Origin of the sequence: Actinorhabdospora filicis, from assembly GCF_030269765.1 — a bacterium.
GTDB lineage: Bacteria > Actinomycetota > Actinomycetes > Mycobacteriales > Micromonosporaceae > Actinorhabdospora > Actinorhabdospora filicis.
In genome coordinates this window covers 655835-678176 of record NZ_BSTX01000003.1, presented here as the reverse complement: position 1 = coordinate 678176, position 22342 = coordinate 655835, and the positions used below count along the sequence as shown (strand labels likewise).

At 73.2% G+C, this 22342-nt stretch carries 19 protein-coding genes and 1 pseudogene; 14 read left to right on the top strand and 6 right to left on the bottom strand.

Translation table 11 applies throughout. The annotated features are described in order from the left end of the window. Positions 1 to 10 precede the first annotated feature (10 nt). The 10 genes and pseudogenes from QSK10_RS23440 (at position 11) to QSK10_RS23395 (ending at position 12231) form a co-directional block, all read left to right on the top strand. The gene (locus QSK10_RS23440; RefSeq protein WP_285665089.1) at positions 11 to 1339 is read left to right on the top strand and encodes a hypothetical protein; all 1329 of its coding nucleotides are present in this window, start codon (positions 11 to 13) and stop codon (positions 1337 to 1339) included. 26 nt (positions 1340 to 1365) lie between these two features. Then, positions 1366 to 2565: an AAA family ATPase gene (locus QSK10_RS23435; protein WP_285665088.1), complete on the top strand. Its 1200-nt coding sequence runs from the start codon at positions 1366 to 1368 to the stop codon at positions 2563 to 2565. Beyond that, complete coding sequence (locus QSK10_RS23430; RefSeq protein WP_285665087.1) at positions 2562 to 3779, top strand: vWA domain-containing protein; 1218 nt, start codon at positions 2562 to 2564, stop codon at positions 3777 to 3779. Before QSK10_RS23435 ends, QSK10_RS23430 begins: the two co-directional genes overlap by 4 nt. 62 nt (positions 3780 to 3841) lie before the next feature. After that, complete coding sequence (locus QSK10_RS23425) at positions 3842 to 5035, top strand: sensor histidine kinase (protein WP_285665086.1); 1194 nt, start codon at positions 3842 to 3844, stop codon at positions 5033 to 5035. Then, positions 5032 to 5691 carry a response regulator transcription factor gene (locus tag QSK10_RS23420; RefSeq protein WP_285665085.1) on the top strand — a complete coding sequence of 220 codons (660 nt, stop codon included), beginning with the start codon at positions 5032 to 5034 and terminating at the stop codon, positions 5689 to 5691. Before QSK10_RS23425 ends, QSK10_RS23420 begins: the two co-directional genes overlap by 4 nt. 91 nt (positions 5692 to 5782) lie before the next feature. Continuing rightward, positions 5783 to 8893 (top strand): annotated as a pseudogene (locus QSK10_RS23415) (efflux RND transporter permease subunit). Positions 8894 to 9474: 581 nt separating this feature from the next. Next, positions 9475 to 9822 (top strand): VOC family protein, encoded by a 348-nt coding sequence (locus QSK10_RS23410; RefSeq protein ID WP_285665084.1) that lies wholly within the window; start codon positions 9475 to 9477, stop codon positions 9820 to 9822. Between the two features lie 34 nt (positions 9823 to 9856). After that, entirely contained in the window at positions 9857 to 10477 is a 621-nt protein-coding gene (locus QSK10_RS23405; RefSeq protein WP_285665083.1) for a VOC family protein, read from the top strand. 99 nt (positions 10478 to 10576) lie between these two features. Continuing rightward, complete coding sequence (locus QSK10_RS23400; RefSeq protein WP_285665082.1) at positions 10577 to 11569, top strand: aldo/keto reductase family protein; 993 nt, start codon at positions 10577 to 10579, stop codon at positions 11567 to 11569. A gap of 125 nt (positions 11570 to 11694) precedes the next feature. Then, positions 11695 to 12231 carry a hypothetical protein gene (locus QSK10_RS23395; protein ID WP_285665081.1) on the top strand — a complete coding sequence of 179 codons (537 nt, stop codon included), beginning with the start codon at positions 11695 to 11697 and terminating at the stop codon, positions 12229 to 12231. 42 nt (positions 12232 to 12273) lie between these two features. Here QSK10_RS23395 and QSK10_RS23390 read toward each other — a convergent pair whose 3' ends face one another. From QSK10_RS23390 to QSK10_RS23380, 3 genes are all read right to left on the bottom strand, one after another. Next, positions 12274 to 13251, bottom strand: coding sequence for a CU044_5270 family protein (locus QSK10_RS23390; protein WP_285665080.1), 978 nt, complete (start codon positions 13249 to 13251; stop codon positions 12274 to 12276). Beyond that, positions 13248 to 13865 carry an RNA polymerase sigma factor gene (locus QSK10_RS23385; RefSeq protein ID WP_285665079.1) on the bottom strand — a complete coding sequence of 206 codons (618 nt, stop codon included), beginning with the start codon at positions 13863 to 13865 and terminating at the stop codon, positions 13248 to 13250. Before QSK10_RS23385 ends, QSK10_RS23390 begins: the two co-directional genes overlap by 4 nt. Positions 13866 to 13967: 102 nt before the next feature. Beyond that, positions 13968 to 14165 (bottom strand): hypothetical protein, encoded by a 198-nt coding sequence (locus QSK10_RS23380; RefSeq protein WP_285665078.1) that lies wholly within the window; start codon positions 14163 to 14165, stop codon positions 13968 to 13970. Between the two features lie 49 nt (positions 14166 to 14214). Here QSK10_RS23380 and QSK10_RS23375 point away from each other — a divergent pair, with 49 nt between their 5' ends. After that, positions 14215 to 15252, top strand: coding sequence for a nicotinate-nucleotide--dimethylbenzimidazole phosphoribosyltransferase (locus tag QSK10_RS23375; RefSeq protein WP_285665077.1), 1038 nt, complete (start codon positions 14215 to 14217; stop codon positions 15250 to 15252). Positions 15253 to 15390: 138 nt separating this feature from the next. Here QSK10_RS23375 and QSK10_RS23370 read toward each other — a convergent pair whose 3' ends face one another. Together QSK10_RS23370 and gcvT are read right to left on the bottom strand one after the other, a co-directional pair. Then, positions 15391 to 15738 carry an MmcQ/YjbR family DNA-binding protein gene (locus tag QSK10_RS23370; protein ID WP_285665076.1) on the bottom strand — a complete coding sequence of 116 codons (348 nt, stop codon included), beginning with the start codon at positions 15736 to 15738 and terminating at the stop codon, positions 15391 to 15393. Between the two features lie 25 nt (positions 15739 to 15763). After that, positions 15764 to 16867 (bottom strand): glycine cleavage system aminomethyltransferase GcvT, encoded by a 1104-nt coding sequence (gcvT, locus tag QSK10_RS23365; RefSeq protein WP_285665075.1) that lies wholly within the window; start codon positions 16865 to 16867, stop codon positions 15764 to 15766. 98 nt (positions 16868 to 16965) lie between these two features. On the opposite strand from gcvT, the gene QSK10_RS23360 reads away from it, so the two are divergent. Together QSK10_RS23360 and QSK10_RS23355 are read left to right on the top strand one after the other, a co-directional pair. After that, on the top strand, positions 16966 to 18462 hold the full coding sequence (locus QSK10_RS23360; RefSeq protein WP_285665413.1) for a leucyl aminopeptidase: 1497 nt from the start codon (positions 16966 to 16968) through the stop codon (positions 18460 to 18462). Positions 18463 to 18795: 333 nt separating this feature from the next. Beyond that, positions 18796 to 20448, top strand: a complete 1653-nt coding sequence (locus QSK10_RS23355) for an ABC-F family ATP-binding cassette domain-containing protein (RefSeq protein ID WP_285665074.1) — start codon at positions 18796 to 18798, stop codon at positions 20446 to 20448. Positions 20449 to 20485: 37 nt separating this feature from the next. On the opposite strand, the gene QSK10_RS23350 is transcribed toward QSK10_RS23355, so the two are convergent. Beyond that, positions 20486 to 20851 carry a hypothetical protein gene (locus QSK10_RS23350; protein WP_432705358.1) on the bottom strand — a complete coding sequence of 122 codons (366 nt, stop codon included), beginning with the start codon at positions 20849 to 20851 and terminating at the stop codon, positions 20486 to 20488. A gap of 116 nt (positions 20852 to 20967) precedes the next feature. On the opposite strand from QSK10_RS23350, the gene lpdA reads away from it, so the two are divergent. Beyond that, entirely contained in the window at positions 20968 to 22341 is a 1374-nt protein-coding gene (gene lpdA, locus QSK10_RS23345) for a dihydrolipoyl dehydrogenase (protein ID WP_432705357.1), read from the top strand. Position 22342: the final 1 nt, after the last annotated feature.

Here is a 22342-nt window from a genome sequence, read left to right as displayed (position 1 = left end):
GTGAGTGCTGATGGCACCGCTTTCCGCGAACGGGATTCCGACCCGCCCGCCGATGTGGCGCCGCGTGCGCGAGTACGCCGTGCCACCGTCCATGATCGAGACCGCCACCGTCCGCCGCGCGGCCGGTGACTGGGCCGGGGCCTGCGCCGCCGCCCGCGTCGACGTCGATCTGCGTCCGTCCGCCGTCCGGGACCGGTACGGCACCGAACTCACCACCCTCCTGAGGGCCGATCTGCGCCGCCTGGCGCCGGATCTGCTCCGCTGGCACCTGCCCCGCATGGCCCCCGACGGGCTGCTGCGCCCGGGGCTGACCGTCGCGCTGGCCCGCTACCCGGGTCCGGTGCTGCTGGTGGCGCGTACGCCCCCGGCGCGCGCCGCCGCCGGGCAGCGGGTGTCCCTCGCGCTGTGGGATCCCTCCGATGTGGACGGACGGCCGGACCGCCGGTTCCGGCTCGACCTGCACCGCCACCTCTGGGACGCCACGCGCAGCGGCGAGCTGCTCGGCCGCCACGGCACCGGCGACGACCCGCCGTGGGCGCTGTCGCGCTGGGCCGCCGAGGCCGAGACGCTGCTGCGGGACGCCGGGCGCCCGCACGGGCCCTTCGCCGTCCGCCTCGCCGCGCGCGAGACGGCCGTGCTGGAGCTCGTCGCGCCCGACGAGAACCACGTCCCGGTGTTCCGGCGCGTCGCCGATCCCCCGCCGCCGCAGGAGATCGCGGCCCTGCCACTGCTGCCGGAGGCCGCCGCCCGCACGCTGCCCGACCTGGAGCTGCTGCGGGCCGGGCTCATCACGCCCGCCGCGCTGCACCCGCTGGTCGCCGGGGCCCTCGCCGGGCACGGATCGGGCCCGCCGCGGCAACCGCCACCGGCCTCCGACCCGCACCGGGTCGAGTGCCGGGGCGAGATCCACCGCATCGCGCTGCGGGACGGCGTCCTGACGGCCGTCGACCACGATCCCGCCCAGCTGCGCCGGGAGCATCTGCTCATCGCGCTGGGCGGGCCGCCGCTGCCGTGCCTGCGCGCGATCGACGCCGTGCACCGCGACCCCGAGGCGCTGCCGGCCGTCCGGGAGCGGCTGCGGCACGGTGACGTGACCGGCGCGCTGGCCGTCGTGGAGGGCCTGCTCGGTCCCCGCGCGATCCTGCGCGACGGTCCGCTGCGGGACGAGCTCACCGCCGCGGCCGACGGCCGGGTGGAGCACGGCGTGTTCCGCGCTGGCCTGCCGACCGTCCCCGGCGCCCCCGTCCGCGAGCCCGGCCCACTGAGCCGCCGCACCTTTCCGGCCGAGCGGCGCCGGCGCGTCAACCGCGCCCGGCCGCGCACCGGCCAGTTCCGCTGATCCCTCTTCTTTCACCAGGTGATTCGATGACTTCCCATGCCCGGCTGTCCCTCGCCGACGACCTCCTGAACCTCCTGCGCGCCAGCACCACCGAGCCGCGCCCCGACGAGCGTCTGGAGGCGCTCACCCTCGCCGTGGCCGCCGACCTGCCCGTCCTGCTGTGGGGCGAGCCCGGCATCGGCAAGACCGCCGCGCTGACCCGGCTGGCGGAGTCCCTCGGCCTGCCGCTGACCACCGTGATCGCCAGCGTCCACGAGCCCTCCGACTTCTCCGGCCTGCCGGTCATCGGCGAGGAACCCGAGACGCGCGGCGTCCCCATGGCGCCTCCACAGTGGGCGGTGGACCTGGTGCGCGCGGGTAAGGGCCTGCTGTTCCTGGACGAGCTGTCCACCGCCACGCCCGCGGTGCAGGCCGCGCTGCTGCGCGTGGTCCTGGAGCGCCGGGTCGGCGCGCTGCGGCTGCCACCGGGCGTGCGGATCGTGGCCGCCGCCAACCCACCGGCCTCGGCCGCCGACGGCTGGGAGCTCAGCCCGCCGCTGGCCAACCGCTTCGTCCACCTGTACTGGACGCACGACCGCGAGGTCGTGGTGCGCGGCCTGGGCGGCGTGTGGCCCCGGGCGGAGCTGCCCGTCCTGGACCCGGCGCGGCTGGCGGAGTCGGTGGACTTCGCCCGGCGCGCGGTCTGCGGGTTCCTCGCCGCGCGCCCCAAGCTCATCCACCGCCTCCCGACCACCGAGACCCGGCGCGGCGGCGCCTGGCCCTCGCCCCGCAGCTGGGAGGCCGCGCTCACGCTCATCGCCTTCGGCACCGCCGCCTCGGCCTCCCGCGACGTCCTGTCGCTGCTGGTGCGCGGCGCCGTCGGCGACGGCCCCGGCCTGGAGCTGCTCGCCCACTTCGACCGGATGGACCTGCCCGACCCCGAGACCCTGCTCGCCGACCCGTCCGCCGCCGTGCTGCCCGAGCGCGGCGATCTGCGCCAGGCGGCGCTGGACGCCGTCGTCGAGGCCGTCGCCTCCCGCCCGGACCGCCAGCGCTGGGACGCGGCGTGGGCGGTGCTGGTCCGGGCCCTGGACACCGGCACCGCCGACCTGCTGGTCGCCCCCGCGACCGCCCTGGCCGCGCTGCGCCGCGACGACTGGGAGGTGCCGGCGGCCATCGAGCGGCTGGCCGGGGTCATCGGCCTCGCCGAACGCGCCGGGCGCTCGGTGGACCTGGTGGCGCGATGAGCGCCATCGCCCTCGACCTGGACAAGCTCCTGTCCGCCCGCCTGCACGCGGTCAAGGTGCGCCCCTACCTGGCCGCCGCGCTCTTCGCGCTGCGCATCGTGGAGGACCGCGCCATCCCCACGATGGGCGTCGACCCGCACTGGCGCTGCTACGTGTCCCCAGCGTTCGTGGCGCGCATGACGGTCGCCGACCTCGCCGGGGTCTGGGTCCACGAGGTGTCCCACCTCCTGCGCGACCACCACGGGCGCGGCGAACGCCACGCCGCCGAGCACGAACAGCACGGGCCCGGTCACCGCTGGCGCCGCAACATCGCCGCCGACTTCGAGATCAACGACGACATCTACGGCGACGGGCTCCCCGTCCCGGCGGGCGCGGCCCTGCCGGAGATGCTGGGGCTGGACCGCGGCCTGCTGATGGAGGAGTACCTGCACACCTCGACGATGTCGGGCCTGCCGGCCGAGCTCGGCTGGCTCGACTGCGGCAGCGGCGCCGACGGCGAGGCGCGCCCCTGGGACCTCGGCCCCGGCGGCGCGCACGGGCTCAGCGCCCAGGAGCGCGACGCCGTCCGCTTCCGCGTCGCCGAGGGCATCAAGGGCCGCCCCGGCGACGCCCCCGAGACCTGGCGCCGCTGGGCCGAGGACGCCTTCCACCCGCCGCAGCCCTGGCGCAAGCTGCTGCGCGCGGCGGTGCGCTCCGCCGTGGGCGGCGCCGGAGCGGGCGACGACCACACCTACCGCCGTCCCTCCCGCCGCCCGCTCCCCGGCGTGATCCTGCCGAGCCTGCGCCGCACGCCCCCGCACGTGTGCGTGGTCATCGACACCTCCGGCTCGGTCAGTGACGCCGAACTCGGCTCGGCGCTGCTGGAGGTCGCCGCGATCACCCGCGCCGTCGGCGGCCGCCGCGACCTGGTGTCGGTGATCTCCTGCGACGCCGCCGCCGGTGTGGCCGTCCCCCTCTGCCGGGCCGAGAACATCGAGCTCCTGGGCGGTGGCGGCACCGACCTGCGCGAGGGCTTCGCGGCAGCGCTGCGGGCGCGGCCGCGTCCCGACGTGATCGTCGCCCTCACCGACGGGCAGACGCCCTGGCCGTCCCGGCGGCCACCGTGCCGGACGGTGGTGGGGCTGTTCCCGCGCCCGGCGCGGGTGCGGGAGAACGACCCGGACTACCGACCGGAGCGGCCGCCGGAGTGGGCGCGGGTGGTGCGGATCGGGTGAGCCCGTGACCTGCGCGACTCGCCGGACGGCACTTCTCAGCCCGCGCTCGTACCCTGAGACGGGTGACCAGCCTCCGTCGCGCCCGCGACCTGTTCCGCGCGCGTCCCGTCCTGGCCGACCTGGCCCTGGCGGCGCTCGTGTACGGGCTGCTGCTGGTCGCCTCGCGCATCGGCCCGGAGCGGACGCCGGAGCCGCTCACCCCCGTCGCGCCGCCCTTCCAGTTCGTGCTGATGATGGCGTTCCCGCTGAGCCTGGCGCTCCTGCTGCGCCGCCGCCATCCGCTGGTGCTGCTGGCCATCACCCTCGGCGGTGTCCTCGCGTACCTGGTGATCAGCCCGGACACGCGCCGGACGCTCGACATCTTCCCGGCCATCGCCATGTACTCGGTGGCGGTGCGGACGCCGCGGCTGCGCGCGTGGCTCACCGGCGGGGCGGCGGCGCTGGTGCTCACCGCGTCGTACACCGCGGCGGGCGCGCGCACGCTGACCGAGGCGCTGTCGCCGGCGCTGGCGGTGCTGCTGGCCACCGCCATCGGCGACGGCATCCGCAACCGCCGCGCCTACATCGCCTCCGTCGAGGAGCGCGCCCGGCAGGCCGAGGCGACCCGGGAGCAGGAGGCGGAGCGGCGGGTCATGGAGGAGCGGCTGCACATCGCCCGGGAGCTGCACGACGTCCTCGCCCACCACATCGCCCTGATCAACGTGCAGGCGCAGGTCGCCGCGCACGTGCTGGGCAGCGCGCCGGAGCAGGCGCGGGAGGCGCTCGGGCACGTCCAGGAGGCCGGGCGGGAGGCGCTCGACGAGCTGCGCACCACCGTCGGGCTGCTGCGGCGGCCGGGCAGCGCCGACGAGGACGCGCCGACCGAGCCGAGCCCGGGGCTGTCGGGCCTGCCGGGGCTGCTGGCGTCGTTCCGGGCGGCCGGGCACGACGTGCGGGGTGTCACCGAGGGCGAGCCGCGGCCGCTGTCGGCGCAGGTCGAGCTGACCGCGTTCCGCATCGCGCAGGAGGCCCTCACGAACGTCTCGAAGCACGCCCCGGGCGCCGCGGCCACCGTCCGCATCGCCTATGAGCGCGAGGACCTGCTCGTCCAGGTCAGCGACGACGGGCCGGGCGGGGCGGCCCTCGGCACCGGTCACGGCCTCATCGGGATGCGGGAGCGCGCTTTGTCGGTGGAGGGCACGTTCCAGGCGGGCACCCGGCCCGGCGGCGGTTTCCTCGTGCGGGCCGTGCTGCCCGCCCCGGAGGTGGCCGCGTGATCCGCGTCGTTATCGCCGACGACCAGGCGCTGGTGCGGGCCGGGTTCCGGGTGCTGGTCAACACCGCGCCCGACATGGAGGTCGTCGGGGAGGCCGCCGACGGGGACGAGGCGGTGCGCCTGGCCCGCGGGGCCGACGTGGTCCTCATGGACGTGCGCATGCCCGGCACCGACGGGCTGGCCGCCACCCGGCTCATCACCGCCGAGCCCGGCTTGGCGCACGTGCGGGTCCTGGTGCTGACCACCTTCGAGATCGACGAGTACGTGTTCGCCGCGCTGCGCGCCGGCGCGGGCGGTTTCCTCGGCAAGGGCGTCGACGCCGCCGAGCTGCACGAGGCGATCCGGGTCATCCATCGCGGCGAGGCGCTGCTGTCGCCGCTGGCCACCAAGGGCCTCATCGGCCGGTTCCTGGCCAGCCCGGGCGCCGCCGACCACCGCGTGCCCAAGGACCTGTCGGTGCTCACCGAGCGCGAGCTGGAGGTCTTGACACTGGTGGCCTCGGGGCTCGCCAATGACGAGATCGCCGTGGGCCTCGGCATCAGCCGGATGACCGCCAAGACCCACGTCAACCGGGCCATGCTCAAGCTCGGCGCGCATGACCGGGCGCAGCTGGTGATCATCGCCTACGAGACCGGGCTCGTGCGGCCCCGAACCTGACAGGCGTCTCAGCGGCGTACCGCGATCGCGGTACGCCGGGAACGTCCCCGGGGAGGACGCCGCTCCCCACCCGGCCGGACAGCCTTGTGCCATGTCCTTCCTGACCCGCTGGAGCCTGGCCAACCGCGGCCTGGTCGCCCTGATCACCCTCGTGCTGGCCGGTTTCGCCGCCTACGCGACGCCGAACCTCAAACAGCAGCTCATCCCGTCGATGAGCTTCCCGATGGTCTCGGTCATCGCCGCCTATCCCGGCGCGGCGCCCGACATCGTCGAATCCGAGGTGACCACGCCCATCGAGGACGCCCTGCGCGGCGTCGACGGCATCAAGGAGGTCATCTCCACCTCCTCGGAGTCGCGCACCAACGTCCGCGTCAGGTTCGACTTCGGCGCCGACATCGACCGGGCGCAGGCCGAGGTCCAGCAGGCGCTGGCCAAGGCGAAGCTGCCCGACGACGTCGACCCGCAGACCTTCGTCGGCAGCACCGACGACATGCCGATCATCCAGCTCGCGGCCACCTCCGGCCTCGGCGAGGACGCCCTCACCGAACGCCTCAACGCCAAGGTCGTGCCCGAGCTGGAGGGCATCCCCGGCGTCAAGGAGGTCAGCGTCGGCGGCGCCCGCGAGAAGGTCGTCACGATCACCGCCGACACCGCCGCGCTGGCCCGCAAAGGTCTGACGCTCCAGGCGATCGGCACCGCCGTGCAGGGCGCCGGGCGGCCCTTCCCCGTCGGCGCGGTCACCGCCGACGGCAGCACCCTCACCATCCAGGCCGGTGACGCCTAAACCGCCGTGGCCGACCTGGAGAACCTGTACCTGACGCCCGCCGCCGCCCAGCCGCCCACCGGGACGCCCGCCGCCCCCGTCCGGCTCGGCGACGTCGCCGAGGTCGCCCTCACCACCAAGGAGGCGACCTCGCTGACCCGCACCAACGGCGCGGCCAGCCTGGGCCTGTCCATCACCGCCACCCCCGACGGGAACACCGTCGCCATCTCCGAGGAGGTCCGCGCCAAGCTCCCGGACCTGGTCGCCGCGATCGGCTCCGGCACCGCCCTCACCGTCATCTCCGACCAGGCCCCCGCCATCGAGCAGGCCATCGACAACCTCACCACCGAGGGCATGCTCGGCCTGGTGATGGCCGTCCTGGTGATCCTGGTGTTCCTGTTCTCCGTGCGCTCGACGCTGGTCACCGCCGTGTCGATCCCGCTGTCGGTGCTCATCGCGCTCATCGCGCTGTGGACGCAGGACTACAGCCTCAACATGCTCACCCTCGGCGCGCTGACCATCGCCATCGGCCGGGTCGTCGACGACGCCATCGTGGTCCTGGAGAACATCAAACGCCACCTGTCCTACGGCGAGGAGCGCAAGAGCGCGATCCTCACCGGCGTGCGGGAAGTGGCCGGGGCCGTCACCTCGTCCACCCTGACCACCGTGGCGGTGTTCCTGCCCATCGCCTTCGTCGGCGGCCTCGTCGGCGAGCTCTTCGGGCCCTTCTCGGTGACCGTGGCCGTCGCGCTGCTGGCCTCGCTGCTGGTGTCGCTGACCGTGGTCCCCGTGCTGGCCTACTGGTTCCTGAAGCCGCCCAAGGGCCGCCTGGACCGCGAGGCGGTGGAGAACCGGGAACGCAACGGGATCCTCCAGCGCGCCTACGTGCCGGTGCTGCGCTGGGCCACCGAGCGCCGCCTGACCACGGTCGTGATCGCGCTGCTGATCCTCATCGGCACCCTGTCGCTGGTGCCGCAGCTGAACACCAGCTTCATCGACGACGCCGGCCAGAAGACCATCGCGATGGAGCAGACCTTCCCGGCGGGCACGTCCCTGGAGACCGCCGACGCCAGGGCCAAGGACGTCGAGAGCGTCATCGGCGGCATCAAGGCCGTGGAGACCTATCAGGTCAACATCGGCGGCGGCGGTACCGGCCTGGCGGCCATGTTCGGCGGGGGCGGCGCCACCAAGGCGTCCTACGCGATCACCCTCAAGGACGACGGTGACCTCGCCGCCGTCCAGGACGAGCTGCGCGGCAAGCTGACCGGCCGCGCCGAGCTCGGCGAGATCACCGTCGGCGAGTCCGGCGGCTTCGGCGGCGACGTCCTGGAGGTCAAGGTCACCGCCGACGACCCGGCGGTGCTCAAGGAGGCCACCGCGAAGGTCACTGCGGCCATGTCGGGCACTCCCGGCGTCACCGAGGTGAAGAGCAGCATCAGCGAGACCGTGCCGCGCATCGAGATCAGCGTCGACCGCAAGACCGCCGCCGCGCGGGGGCTGTCCGAGGTCGCCATCGCGCAGCTGGTGACGCAGGCCGTCCAGGGCGGCACGCTCACCCAGGTGACCTTCGACGGCACCACCGCCGACGTGGTCCTCAAGGCGGGCGGGAAAGCACCGGGGTCCATTGAGGAGCTTCGCGCGCTGCCGATGCCCGGCGGCGGGACCCTCGACGACGTCGCCGACGTGGAGATCGCCGACGGCCCGATCGCCGTCGACCACACCGGCGGCTCGCGCACGGCGAAGGTCTCCGGCACCAACACCGGCGAGTCCCTCGGTGCCACGACCCAGGAGCTCACGAAGCGGCTGGACGCGCTGACCCTGCCCGACGGCGCCACCTTCGCCCTCGGCGGCGCCTCCTCCGACCAGGCCGAGGCCTTCCGGAACCTGGGCCTGGCGCTGGTCGCGGCGATCGCGCTGGTGTTCATGGTGATGGTGGCGACCTTCCGCAGCCTCATCCAGCCGCTGATCCTGCTGGTGTCGATCCCCTTCGCCGCGACCGGCACCATCCTGCTGCTGCTGGCCACCGGCACCAGCCTGGGCCTGGCGGCCATGATCGGCCTGCTGATGCTGGTCGGCATCGTGGTGACGAACGCGATCGTGCTACTGGACCTCATCAACCAGTACCGGCGCCAGGGGATGCCGCTGTCGGAGGCGGTGATCGAGGGCGGGCGCAACCGGCTCCGGCCGATCCTGATGACCGCGCTCGCCACGATCTTCGCGCTCCTGCCGATGGCCCTGGGCATCACCGGCGGCGGCGGGTTCATCTCCAAGCCGCTGGCCGTGGTGGTGATCGGCGGGCTGGTCAGCTCGACGCTGCTCACGCTGGTGCTGGTGCCCACGCTCTACACGATGGTGGAGCTGCGCAAGGAGAAGCGGGCCGCCAAGCGCGAGAAGCGGGCGGACACCGAGGAGCGGGAGACGGTCGGCGCGACGGCCTGATCCACAAGGGACGGCGGCCCGGGCGGGCCGCCGTCCCTTTCGGGCGTCCGGGCCGAGCGCGGCGAGGGCCGCCCGGTAGCGGCACCCGGCGGCCTCGAAGTCGGTGGTCGCGGGCGCCGAGGTCACCGGCGAGCACGGCGGCCTCCACGCGCAGCGCCACGTACCAGTCCACTCGCGCCCGGCGTCCTCGTCGCCGCGCAGCCCGTGGACCATGGCGACGGCGGGCGCTCGGCAGGTCCGCGGCGCCCAGACCCGGCCGGCGTCGCCGTGCCCAGCGCGTCGATCAGCTCGTGGGTCGCGGCCGGGCTGCCGACAACTGCGCGATGCGGCGGCGGTGGCCAGGTCGGTGGCCGCGCCCGCGCGGTCCCCGGTTGCCGGTGATCAGGCCGCTCAGTTCGCCCGCGCGGCCCACGAACGAGGTCAGCGGCCCCGCGCCGGGATCTCCTCCACGGACCCGTCCTCCCGCGCTCGTCAGTACCGGGAATCCGTAGCCGGTGCAGTGGTCACCACGGATGTGGAGCGGCCGCGCCGACGGGATCGTTGAGGCCATCGGGTCGAGGCGAAAACCACGAGGAGCGACCATGATCACCGAGGGAATCAAGACGGTACTGCACCCCGTGTCCGATCTGGCGCGGGCGAAGGCCGTCTACGCCGCACTGCTCGGCCTCCCGCCGCAGACCGACGGGACCTACTACGCCGGTTTCGACATCGCCGGCCAGCACATCGGGCTGGTCCCCGGCGGCGGCCCGCAGGGCATGACCGCGCCGGTCGTCTACTGGCACGTGGCCGACATCGCCGAGCGGCTCGCCGCGCTGAGCGCGGCCGGGGCCACCGTCACCGAGCCCGCGCACGACGTCGGCGGCGACCGGCTGGTCGCCACCGTCACCGATCCCGACGGCAACGTCCTCGGGCTCATCCAGGACCGCTGACCAACACCCACCCCACCCCGCGAAAGGCGAGCGCATGTCCCCCATCGAGTCCATCATCCTCGAAACCCCCGAGCCCGAGGCCGCCCGCGCCTTCTACGACGCCGCCTTCGGCCTCGACGCCCGTGTCCGCGTGGCGTCCTCGTCGGAGCCCACCACCGGTTTCCGCGGCTTCGCGGTGTCGCTGGTGGTGTCCCAGCCCGGCGACGTCGACAGCCTGGCGGGCACCGCCGTCGCGGGCGGCGCGACCGTCCTGAAGCCGGTCGCCAAGAGCTTCTGGGGCTACGGCGGCGTCCTGCGCGACCCCTTCGGGGTGATCTGGAAGCTCGCCTCGGAGTCCAAGAAGAACACCGGCCCCACCACCCGCGAGATCAGCGACGTGGTCCTGCTGCTCGGCGTCACCGACGTCGCGGTGTCGAAGCGGTTCTACGTCGAGCGCGGCCTGACGGTGGCCAAGAGCTTCGGCCGCAAGTACGTCGAGTTCGCCACCGAACCGGTCCGGCTGGCCTTCTACAGCCGCCGCGCCGCCGCCAAGGACGCCGGGGTGGCCCCCGAGGGCACCGGCTCCCACCGCGTCACCGTCGCCGGGGGCGCCGGGGACTTCACCGACCCCGACGGCTTCGCCTGGCGCGCCGCCACCGCCGCCACCGCGCACTGAGCCGCCACCGGCCGGACGGCGTGACGCCGTCCGGCCACCGGCACGCCGTGATCACGCGAGCCAACCCACCGGAAACAGTCCTCGGATAGGTTCGGGACCATGGAATATCGCCACCTCGGCCGCTCCGGCCTCGTCGTCTCCGAAATCGCCTACGGCAACTGGATCACCCACGGCAACCAGGTCGAGGAGGACGCGGCGCACGCCTGCATCCACGCTGCGCTCGACGCGGGGATCACCACCTTCGACACCGCCGACGTGTACGCGGGCACGAAGGCGGAGGAGGTGCTGGGGCGCGCGCTCAAGGGGCAGCGGCGGGCCGGGCTGGAGGTGTTCACGAAGGTGTACTGGCCGACGGGCCCGGGCCGCAACGACCGGGGGCTGTCGCGCAAGCACATCATGGAGTCCATCGACGGCTCGCTGAGGCGGCTCCAGACCGACTACGTCGACCTGTACCAGGCGCACCGCTTCGACTACGAGACGCCGCTTGAGGAGACCATGGAGGCCTTCGCCGACATCGTCCGGGCGGGCAAGGCGCACTACATCGGCGTCTCGGAGTGGCGGGCCGAGCAGATCCGGGCCGCCCACACCCTGGCCAAGGAGCTGCGGATCCAGCTGGTGTCCTCGCAGCCGCAGTACTCGATGCTGTGGCGGGTCATCGAGGCCGAGGTGGTGCCCACGTCGGAGGAGCTCGGCATCGGGCAGATCGTGTGGTCGCCGATCGCGCAGGGCGTGCTGACCGGCAAGTACCTGCCGGGGCAGGCCCCGCCGGAGGGCAGCCGGGGCGCGCTGGAGAACTCCACCGCGACCCGCTTCCTCAACGACGACGTGCTGACCCGGGTGCAGAACCTGCGGCCGATCGCCGAGGGCGCGGGCCTGAGCCTGGCGCAGCTGGCGGTGGCGTGGGTGCTGCAGAACCCGAACGTCTCGGCGGCGATCATCGGCGCCACGCGGCCGGAGCAGGTCGCGGAGAACGTGAAGGCGGCGGGCGTGAAGCTGGACGCCGACACGCTCAAGGCCATCGACGAGGTCCTCGACCCGGTCGTCGAGCGCGACCCGGCCAAGACCGTCAGCCCGGAGAAGCGCCCGTTCTGAGCATCGCGGGACGGCGGCCCGGCCGCCGTCCCGTTCCTCGACAGCGGTAGAGGCCACCGGAAAGGCGAGATCCACTCGCGGATACGATGCGGCGACCGAGCCGCCTCGACCCGGGGAGTACAGACATGAAGGCCGAATTCCTGCGCGACGCCGCCATGACGGCGGTGATCTTCGGCTTCGTCGGGATGGGCTGGTTCGGCTGGGCCCAGGAGGCGCCGCCGAAGCGGATGCAGAAGTGGCTCGGCATCGGCTCCGGCATCGGGATCGCCATCGCCCTCGCCGGTGGCCTCATCGCCTGGCGCAACTGGGACGCCGGTACCGCCATCGACGCCGAGACCGGCCCGCGCTTCGGGATCATCGTCGGCATCGAGTTCGGCCTGGCCGGACTCGGCGCGGTCCTGCTGATCTGGCGCAAGCTGGGCGCGTGGATCGCGCCGTGGATCGCCTTCGTCGTCGGCGTGCACTTCTACCCGCTGGCGCCGCTGCTGAAGGAGCCGATGCTCCACGTCACCGCCACGCTGGTGACGCTCGGATCGCTGCTGGCGGCCTGGATCGCGTGGAAGCGGAAGCTGACCCCCAGCTACGTGACGGGCGTGATCACCGGCTCGCTGCTGGGACTGTCGGGCGCGGTCGCGCTCGCCACGGCCCTCCTCGCGTACTGAAACGGCCGCCCGGCGCACCGGGCGGCCGTCACCTGAGCGGGTTTAGAGGGTGTCGCCGTAGTTGTCGACGACACCCGAGGCCAGGCGCAGCGAGAGGGCCTCGACCTCGCCCTTCTTGACCTCGATCGTGGAATCTCCGAAGGGGATGGTGGCGTCGGCGGGGTACAGCTCTCGGGCCCCGACAACGGCGTAACTGCCCGGCTCCAGCAACAGCTGATCGATCACGCCGTCCTGGGCCACCAGCAGGCCGAGGGCGATCAGCTGCCTGCCCTCGACCTCGACCGGCTCCTGCGTCACGCCAGGGATCAGGGCGGCGGCCCGCAGCAGCGCCGCGGTCACGTCCGGCGGGGGGAGGTAGTTGCCCATGAGCCCGATGATGGTCCGGTAGGCCGCCGCGTCCGCGTCGCCGATGCCGATCGGCGTACCGACCACGGAAGCGGCCTGGTCCGCCTTGAGCTTGGCGAGCAGGACGGCCGGATCGGTCGGCAGGCTCACCAGGCTCGGATAGTCGGCCTTCGGCCAGGTGACCCGGTCGTGGGAAACCGCCTGGACGTGGATCGGCTCACCGTTCTCCGAGCTGGCCCACTGGGTGCCGTCGGCCTTGAACCAGTTGCGCGAGTTGACCTCCGGCCGCATTCCCTTGGCGCGGGAAATGGGGCCGGTGTTGTGGCTCTGGTCCTCGATGTAGAGCCACTGGTCGGGACGCGGCGGCGTGAACACCGCCGCCTGCGCGTGCGCGGCGGCGCTCTCGAAGATGTGCGCCACCTCCGACATGGGCGGCGCCGCCACCTCGGGCGCGGGGTCCTTCGCCCCTCCCGCGAGGGTCACCACGCCCGCGCCGACCGCCGCGACGACGGCGAGCGCCGCCCCCGCGAGCACCCAGCGGCGCGACACCCGCCGCCGGGCGGGCTGGAGGTCCTGGTCGATCCTGGTCATCACTTGCTCCCTGATCTGACGGTGACGGTCGCCGGGGAGGTCTCGCTCCGTGCTCAGAGCGTCGATGGGGTTCTGCTCGTTCATCGGGCCTTCTCCTGTGCGAACCGGACCGCTGGAACGCGGTCACCTCTCACCTGTCCCGCTGCGGGGAGCGGTTCCCGTTCGCGCTCGGCTTTCTTGGCGAGCTTCTTGCGCGCACGGGAGAGCCGGGACCGGACGGTCCCGACGGGGACGCCGAGGGCCTCGGCGGCCTGGGCGTAGTCGAGTCCGGCGCCCACGCACAGCGCGATGACCTCGCGCTCGTTGCGGCGCAGGGACGCCAGCGCGGCCATCGCGGCGGCCAGGCGCTCGCGGTCGTCGAGGCGCCCGGCGACCGCGTCGGCGTGATCGGGTTCGTCCTCGCTCCGGGGCATCCGGGACACCGCGTGGTCGTAGCGGCGGGCGGCGCGGCGGACGTTCCTGGCCACGTTGGTGGCGATGCCGAGCAGCCACGGACGCGGTGAGCCGCGCTCCTCGGCGACCTCGATGCGGGCGCGCAGCCGCCAGGCCTCCAGGAACGTGAGGGAGACGGCGTCCTCGGCGGCCGACCAGTCCCCGGTGAGCCGCCAGGCGTGGTTGTAGACGGCACGGGCGTGCTCGTCGAAGATCTCGCGGAACGCGGCCGGATCGCCGTCGCGTATTCGCTGTCGCAGATTCATCCACACGCCCATCGCCTGTCCGGCCACGGCGGCGCGGTTCCCATGGTCCCGGTCACAGTCGGGCCGGTGCGGAAAGGGGCGGCCCGTGGGCCGCCCCTCACATCACTCCTCGCCGCCCAGGCTCATCCGGTACTCGACCCGCTCGTCCTCTTTCAGGACGACCGCGGCCACACCCTGGTCGGCGAGCTCGCGCCAGTTCATCCCGAGCCACGACTCGGCGTCGCCCTGGCTCTGGTGCGACTCCTCCGGCGCCGTCTTGGCGTTGCCCTCGGCGTCCTCCAGCTGCCACGTCCAGACCATCGCTGTCCCCTCTCCTCGGCTGCCTCCGAAGGCTATAACCTTGCTCCTCGTGAGCACCGACAGCAGCGCGCCCGAGACCGGCCCGGCCGACATCACCGAAGTGACGGCCCCGTTCCCGGACGAGGCGTACTCCTCCGGCACGAAGACCCGCCTGGCGACGCTGGACGTGCCCGGCGCCGGTTTCGGCGAGATGGCGAACCTGCTGGCGTGGGCCGGGCGGGTGCAGGGAACCGACACTCCCGGCGCGTTCACCAGCGCGAAGACGATCGTGATCACCGCCGCCACCGGTGGCGGCATGGGCGCAGGTGGGGACGACCGCGCGCACCGTCTCGCGCAGCTGCGCGACGGTTCGGCGCCGGTCGCGCGGCTCGCCGAGGCCGCCGGGACGCCCCTGGAGATCGTCGAGGTGGAGGCCTCCGCGCCCGCCGAGGACGGCGACACGATGTCCGAGGAGGAGTGCCTGGCGGCGCTTCAGCGCGGCGCGGACCTCGCCGACGCGGCCGTGGACTCCGGGGTCGACCTGATCGTGCTGGGCGCCCTCGGCGAGGGACTGCGGACGGCTTCGATCGCGCTGACCGCGCACGCCACCAACGCCGAGGCGATCGCGTGGCTGCCGCGCGTGCACGGCGCGCCCGGCGAGTACGACGACGTGGCGTGGATGGCGCGCGCGGCCGCCGTCCGGGACGCCATGACCAACGCGCGCCCGCAGGCCCGCCGCGCGCCGGTGATGCTGCGCGCCCTGGGCGGCCCGGCCATCGCCGTCGCCACCGGCCTCATCGTGCAGGCCGCCGTGCGCCGCACCCCCGTGCTCTACGACGGCCCGGTCGCCGCCGCCGCCGCGATCATGGCCCGCGACATCACCCTCGGCGCCCCGAAGTGGTGCTACGCGCCCGATCACGGGCCGCACGCGACGGTGGCGAAGGTGAACGACCTGATCGGCTACCTGCCGGTCTTCGACCTGAAGATGGACCTCGCGGAGGGCGCCACGGCGCTGACGCTGCTGCCCATCATGAACACCGCGCTCACCATGTCGGCGGGGCTTCCGGCGCGGGTGAGCGCGCCCAAGGTCGACACCGACGCGACCTGAGCCGAGCGCGACCCGAGCGAAACGGGCCGGGACACCGCGATGGTGTCCCGGCCCGATGCTTCTCACGGCGTCCGGCCGGGTTCCGCACGACGTCCGGTCACCGCATCGCTTCTACGACGTCCCGTCGCTCCATTGGCCTTACGACGTCCCGTCGTGTTCCCGCACCAGCTTCTTCGGGGCGGTGCCGCGCCAGGCGTCCTCGACGATCTCGCGCAGCTCGTCCGGGTCGGCCTTCGCCAGGTCGACCAGGACCCAGCCGAAGCGGCCCACGTAGGGCGCCTTCGAGTAGACCTCCGGCGCGCGCTCCAGCAGCATCGCCTGCTCTTCGCGGCTTGCCTTGACCGTCACCGCGTGCTCGCCCTCGTGGCCGAGCACCAGGACCTTCTCACCGACGCGCAGCGTGAAACGGCCCCACTCCCCGACGAACACCTCACGGCAGCCGGGGAGCGCGAGCACCCATTCGCGGACGTCTTCGTATCCGATCACCCGGCCAGCGTAGGCCGGGGATGTGTCACTTCACCGACGGCCGCACGAACGGCGGCTTCACGACCGTCATGGCGACGCGGCGGCCGCGCACGTCCACCTCGACCTCGGCGCCCTCATCGAGGCCGGTGGAGGTGTCCAGCAGCGCCAGCGCGATGCCGACCTTGCGGGTCGGGGAGAACGTGCCGGAGGTCACGATGCCCACGGCGTCGTCGCCGGACATGACGACCTGGTCGGCGCGGGGGATGCCGCGCCCGGTGGCCTCCAGGCCCCACAGGCGGCGGCCGGGACCGGCCTCCTTCTCGGCGACCAGGGCCGCGCGGCCCCAGAACTCGGGCTTCTTCCAGCCCACCGCCCAGCCCGTGCGGGCCTCGTTGGGGGTGATGTCCAGGGACAGCTCGTGGCCGTGCAGCGGGTAGCCCATCTCGGTGCGCAGGGTGTCGCGCGCGCCCAGGCCCGCCGGGCGCAGCCCGAACGGCTCACCGGCGGCGACCAGCGCGTCCCACACCGCCACCGCGTCGGCGGACGGGACGACCAGCTCGTAGCCGTGCTCGCCGGTGTAGCCGGTGCGGCACACGATGAGGGTCGCGTCGCCCAGCTTGGCCTCGGCGAAGGACATGTACTCGTGGTCGGTCGGCAGCCCCAGCGCCGTGAGGACCTCGGTGGAGTTGGGGCCCTGGACGGCCAGGACCGCGTAGTTCTCGTGCTCGTCCTCGATCGTGACGCCCTCGGGCGCGGCGGCGCTCAGGCGGCGCGCGACCTCGGCGGTGTTGGCCGCGTTGGGGATCAGGAAGACGCGCTCGTCGCCGTACAGGTAGGCGATCAGGTCGTCGACCACGCCGCCGCTCTCATCGCAGCACAGGGTGTACTGGGCCTTGCCGGGCTCGATGCGTCCCAGGTCGTTGGTCAGGCAGCGGTTCACGAACTCCGCCGCGCCCGGCCCGCGCACCTCGACCTTGCCCAGGTGCGAAACATCGAACAGGCCCGCGGCCTCGCGGACGGCGGTGTGCTCGGCGATGACGCCGCCCCCGGCGTACTCCAGCGGCATGTCCCACCCGCCGAACTCGGCGAACTTCGCGCCGGCGGCGACATGGCGGTCGTGAAGGGGTGAGCGGCGAGACTGCGATGTCATGAGGGGAACCTACCGCGAGGGGCCTGGCCGTACGATCGACGGGACCGAGAAAGATCCACGTGCCACAGCTCAGACGTGCCCAATGCTCCCAGACACTGATTGAGGAAGCCACCGTGACCGACCTGACCTTGACCACCGCCGATGCCGCGACGCTCGACGTCGACGTCCTCGTCATCGGCCTGCACAGCGGCGACGACCTGACTCTCGCGGCGGGCGCCGAGGGCGTCGACGCCGCCTTCGACGGCGCGCTCGCGGCCACCCTGGAACTGCTCGGCGCCTCCGGCGCGGTCGGCGAGGTCACCCGCTTCGCGTCGCTCGGCAAGGTCACCGCCCCCGTCATCGCCGCCGTCGGCCTGGGTCCCGTCCCCGACGAGGGCGAGGCCGTCAAGACCGAGTCGCTGCGCCGCGCCGCCGGGTCGGTGGCCCGTTCCTCGGCCGGCAAGGAGTCGGTCGCGCTGGTCCTGACCGCCGATGAGGAGGCCGGAGCCGCCCTCGCGGAGGGCGCGCTGCTGGGCGCGTACCGCTTCGCCGGTTACAAGACCGGTGAGGTCGACCCCAAGATCCTCCCCGTGGGCACGTTCACGCTGGTCGGCGCCGCCGCCGACGTGGAGCGCGCCACCGTCATCGCCTCCGCCGTGGCCAAGACCCGCGACTGGGTCAACACCCCCGCCAACCTGCTGCGTCCCCCCGGCTTCGCCGACGAGATCGCCGAGGCGGCCACCGCCGCGGGCCTCGACGTCCAGGTCCTCGACGAGCACGCCCTGGCCGAGGGCGGCTTCGGCGGCATCCTCGCCGTCGGCAACGGCTCCGACGCCAAGCCGCGCCTGGTCCGCCTCGCCTACCGCGCGCCCGGCGCGACCAAGCACGTGGCGCTGGTCGGCAAGGGCATCACCTTCGACACCGGCGGCATCTCCATCAAGCCCGCGCAGGGCATGTGGGAGATGAAGACCGACATGGGCGGCGCCGCCGCCGTGGTCTCCACGATCCTGGCCGTGGCCGCGCTCAAGCCGAACGTGAACGTGACCGCCTACGCGGCCCTGGCCGAGAACATGCTCTCCGGCGGCTCCTACCGCCCCGGTGACGTCGTCACCGCCTACGGCGGCAAGACCATCGAGGTCCTCAACACCGACGCCGAGGGCCGCATGGTCCTCTGCGACGCGATCGTGCGCGCCGGTGAGGACGAGCCCGACTACCTCTACGAGACCTCCACCCTCACCGGCGGCCAGCTCGTGGCCCTCGGCAAGCGCGTCTCCGGCGTCATGGGCGACGAGGACGAGTGCGCCCGCGTGGTCGCCGCCGGCAAGCGCGTCGGCGAGGGCATGTGGGCCATGCCGTTCCCCGAGGAGATCGTGAAGGTGATGGACTCCCCCATCGCCGACACCGGCCAGGTCGCGCAGGGCATGGACCGCTCCGGCCACATGCTCCAGGCCGGGATCTTCCTGTCCCGCTTCATCCCCGAGGGCCTGCCCTGGGCCCACATCGACATCGCGGGCCCCTCGGGCTCCGGTGAGGCCTACGGCTACATCGCCAAGGGCGCCACCGGCGTCCCCGTGCGCACGCTGCTCGCGCTGGTCGAGGAGCACGCCCAGGCCTGACCTCCAGGTGTACTCGGGACGCCCGCGCACCCGCGCCGGGCGTCCTTTCACGTCCGCTTCCGGAAATGACCCCTTGCGCCCGCGCCGCCGATGACCTAAGATCATCGGCGTCCTTGTCCCCGGCGTTAGGCCTCCATTGAGCATCTGAGATCGCGAGACACCGCACCGGCCGTAACCACGGCCAGCGAGTCGACGTATCCGTCCTCGCCGTGCGCGCGATCTCTGTGGAGCCGCCGGGTTTTTTCATGCCCTCGCGCTCCCCACGGCCCGGTCAGCCGTGTCTCGCAAACGCGTCCACCGACAACTTCGCGAGACACCCGGAGCACGACACTCATGACCACCATCACCGCCGCCGCCATCTCCTTCGCCTGGCCGGACGGCTCGCCGGTTTTCAACGGCCTCGACTTCGCCGTCAGCGGCGGGCGCACCGCCCTCATCGGCGACAACGGCTCGGGGAAGTCCACGCTGCTCAAGCTCATCACGGGCGAACTGACGCCCACGAGGGGCGCGATCAGCGTCGGCGGGCGCCTGGCGTACCTGCCGCAGGACCTCCCGATCCGCCTGCACTGGCGCGTGGACGAGCTCCTCGGCATCGCCGAGACCCGGGCCGCGCTGCGCGCCATCGAGGGCGGGGACGCCGACGAGCGGCACTTCGCCGTCATCGGCGAGGACTGGGACGTCGAGGAGCGCGCCCGCGCCACCCTCGACCGCCTGGGCCTGTCCCACGTCGAACCCGACCGCCCGGTCGCCTCACTGTCCGGCGGCGAGTCCATGCTCGTCGGCCTCGCCGGGCGGCTGCTGACCGAGCCGGACGTCCTCGTCCTCGACGAACCCACCAACAACCTCGACATGGAGGCACGCCACAACCTCTACCGCGCGGTGGCCGAGTTCTCCAAGACGCTGCTGCTGGTCAGCCACGACCGTGAGCTGCTGGAGCACGTCGACCAGATCGCCGAGCTGCGCGAGGGCCGCGTCCGCTTCTACGGCGGCGGCTTCACCCACTACCAGGGCGTCGTGGACGCCGAGGCCTCCGCGGCGGCGCAGACCCTCAAGACCGCCGAGGCCGACGCCCGGGCGCAGAAGCGGGACCTGATCGAGGCCGAGACCAAGATCGCCCGCCGGGCGAAGATGGGCCGCAAGGCGGCGGCCTCGGGCATGCCGAAGATCATCGCCGGTGGCCTCAAGCGCAAGGCCGAGGTGACCGCGGGCAAGGTCCGGGGCGCGCACGAGGAGGCGCTGGCGCAGGCCGAGCAGGCCCGCGCCGAGGCCGAGCTGGCACTGCGGGACGAGACGGTCATCCGCCTCGACCTGCCGGCCACGCGCGTCCCGGCGGGCCGGACGGTCCTGGAGGTCCGCGAACTGGCCCACCCGCACCTGCCGGGGCCGGTGACCTTCGACGTGCGCGGTCCCGAGCGGATCGCGATCCTCGGCGGCAACGGCGCCGGGAAGTCCACGCTCATGCGCCTGATCACCGGGTCGCTGCGGGCCGAGGGCGGCACCGTCGCCGCCAACGTCCCCGGCGTCCACTACCTGCCGCAGCGGCTGGAGCTGCTCGATGACGCCGCCAGCGCCATCGAGAACGTCCGCCGCTACGCGCCGACCATGTCCGAGCACGACGCCCGGGCGCGGCTGGCCGCCCTGGGCTTCCGCAACAACCGGGCGCAGCGGCGCGAGGGCGTCCGCAACCACCGCGCCGAGCAGGAGGTCGCCACGCTCTCCGGCGGCGAGCGCCTGCGGGTGGCGCTGGCGGCGGTGCTGTCGGCCGAGCCCGCGCCGCAGCTGCTGATCCTGGACGAGCCGACCAACAACCTGGACATGCGCAGTGTCCGGGAGCTGGAGCAGGCGCTGCTGGGTTACCGGGGCGCGCTGCTGGTCATCAGCCACGACGCGCCGTTCCTGCGGGAGATCGGTGTGGAGCGGTGGCTGCGGCTCGGCCCGGCCGGGGAAGCGGACGGGCCGGTGCTGCGCGAGGTCGGCGCGCTGTAGTGACCCGACGGCGGGGGCGCCTTGCGCGCCCCCGCTCTCAGGGGCGGCGGCGGATCCGCTGGCGGGCGTCGTAGTCGCGCTTGCGCTGCGGATAGCCGACGCGGGCGACGTCGTACACGGGGATGCCGAGGCGCTTGCCGAGCCGGTAGGCCGCAGACGGTCCGTCGACGCGACGGCGGGTCCATTCGCCGTCCGACGCGATGAGGATCACCGTGTGCTCGGTGACGGTGGTCTGGGGCTCGACGTACGCCTCGACGCCCACGCGGGTGCGCACGAACTCCTCAAGGTGCGCCAGGTCGCCTGAACCGGCGCCCCGGTCGGCGTCGCCTGAGCGGCGCTTGCGGCGAAACGGCCACACGGGCGGTCTCCTCTGCGGATATGGACGGGGTCGATGGAGATTCAAGCGTATTCGCGCTCACACGTGTGCCCGCACACACCGGGCCACGGGTCCCGCCACATGTGCCACGCGTCAGGTGCGAGGATGGGCGTCGAACGTCAAGGATGACTTTGGGAGAACTCGTGAGCGATTACGACGTGGTAATCCTGGGCGGCGGCAGCGGCGGTTACGCGTGTGCCCTCCGTGCGTCCCAGCTCGGTCTCAGCGTCGCACTGATCGAGAAGGACAAGGTCGGGGGCACCTGCCTGCACCGGGGCTGCATTCCCACCAAGGCCCTTCTGCACGCCGCCGAGGTCGCCGACTCCGCGCGCGAGAGCGAGCAGTTCGGGGTCATCGCCGAGCTCGCGGGCATCGACATGAACGGCGTCAACTCCTACAAGGACGGCGTCGTCGACAAGCTCTACAAGGGCCTCCAGGGCCTGATCAAGGCCGCCAAGGTCGACTACATCGAGGGCACCGGCAAGCTGGTCGCGCCCACCACCGTCGAGGTGGACGGCCGCCGCGTCACCGGCAAGAACGTGGTCCTGGCCACCGGCTCCTACTCCAAGACCATCCCGGGCCTGGACGTGGACGGCGTCAAGGTCATCGCCTCCGAGCACGCGCTGCGCCTGGACCGGGTGCCGAAGTCGGCGGTCATCCTGGGCGGGGGTGTCATCGGCGTCGAGTTCGCCTCCGCCTGGCACTCCTTCGGGACCGAGGTCACCATCGTCGAGGCCCTCCCGCGCCTGGTCGCCGCCGAGGACGCCGACTGCTCCAAGCAGGTCGAGCGGACCTTCCGCAAGCGCGGCATCAAGTTCAAGACCGGCAAGCCCTTCGAGAGCGTCAAGCACACCGACGCCGGGGTCACCGTGACCATCGCCGGTGGCGAGACCATCGAGGCCGAGCTGCTGCTGGTCGCCGTCGGCCGGGGCCCGGTCACCCAGGGCATCGGCTACGAGGAGCAGGGCGTGGCGATGGACCGCGGCTTCGTCCTCACCGACGAGCGGCTGCGCACCAACGTCGCGGGCGTCTTCGCCGTCGGCGACATCGTGCCGGGCATGCAGCTGGCCCACCGGGGCTTCGCGCAGGGCATCTTCGTGGCCGAGGAGATCGGCGGGCTGAACCCGAAGCCGATCGACGAGGCCGGCATCCCGCGCGTCACGTACTGCGAGCCCGAGGTGGCCTCCGTCGGGCTGACCGAGGAGAAGGCCAAGGAGCAGTACGGCGCGGACAAGATCAAGACGTACAACTACAACCTCGGCGGCAACGGCAAGAGCCAGATCCTCAAGACGCAGGGTTTCGTCAAGCTGGTCGGCGTCGTCGACGGACCCGTGGTGGGTGTACACATGGTCGGCAGCCGAGTCGGTGAGCTCATCGGCGAGGCGCAGCTGATCTACAACTGGGAGGCCTTCCCCAGTGACGTCGCCCAGCTCGTCCACATGCACCCGACCCAGAACGAGGCTCTCGGCGAGGCCCACCTGGCCCTCGCGGGCAAGCCGCTGCACGCGCACGCGTAAA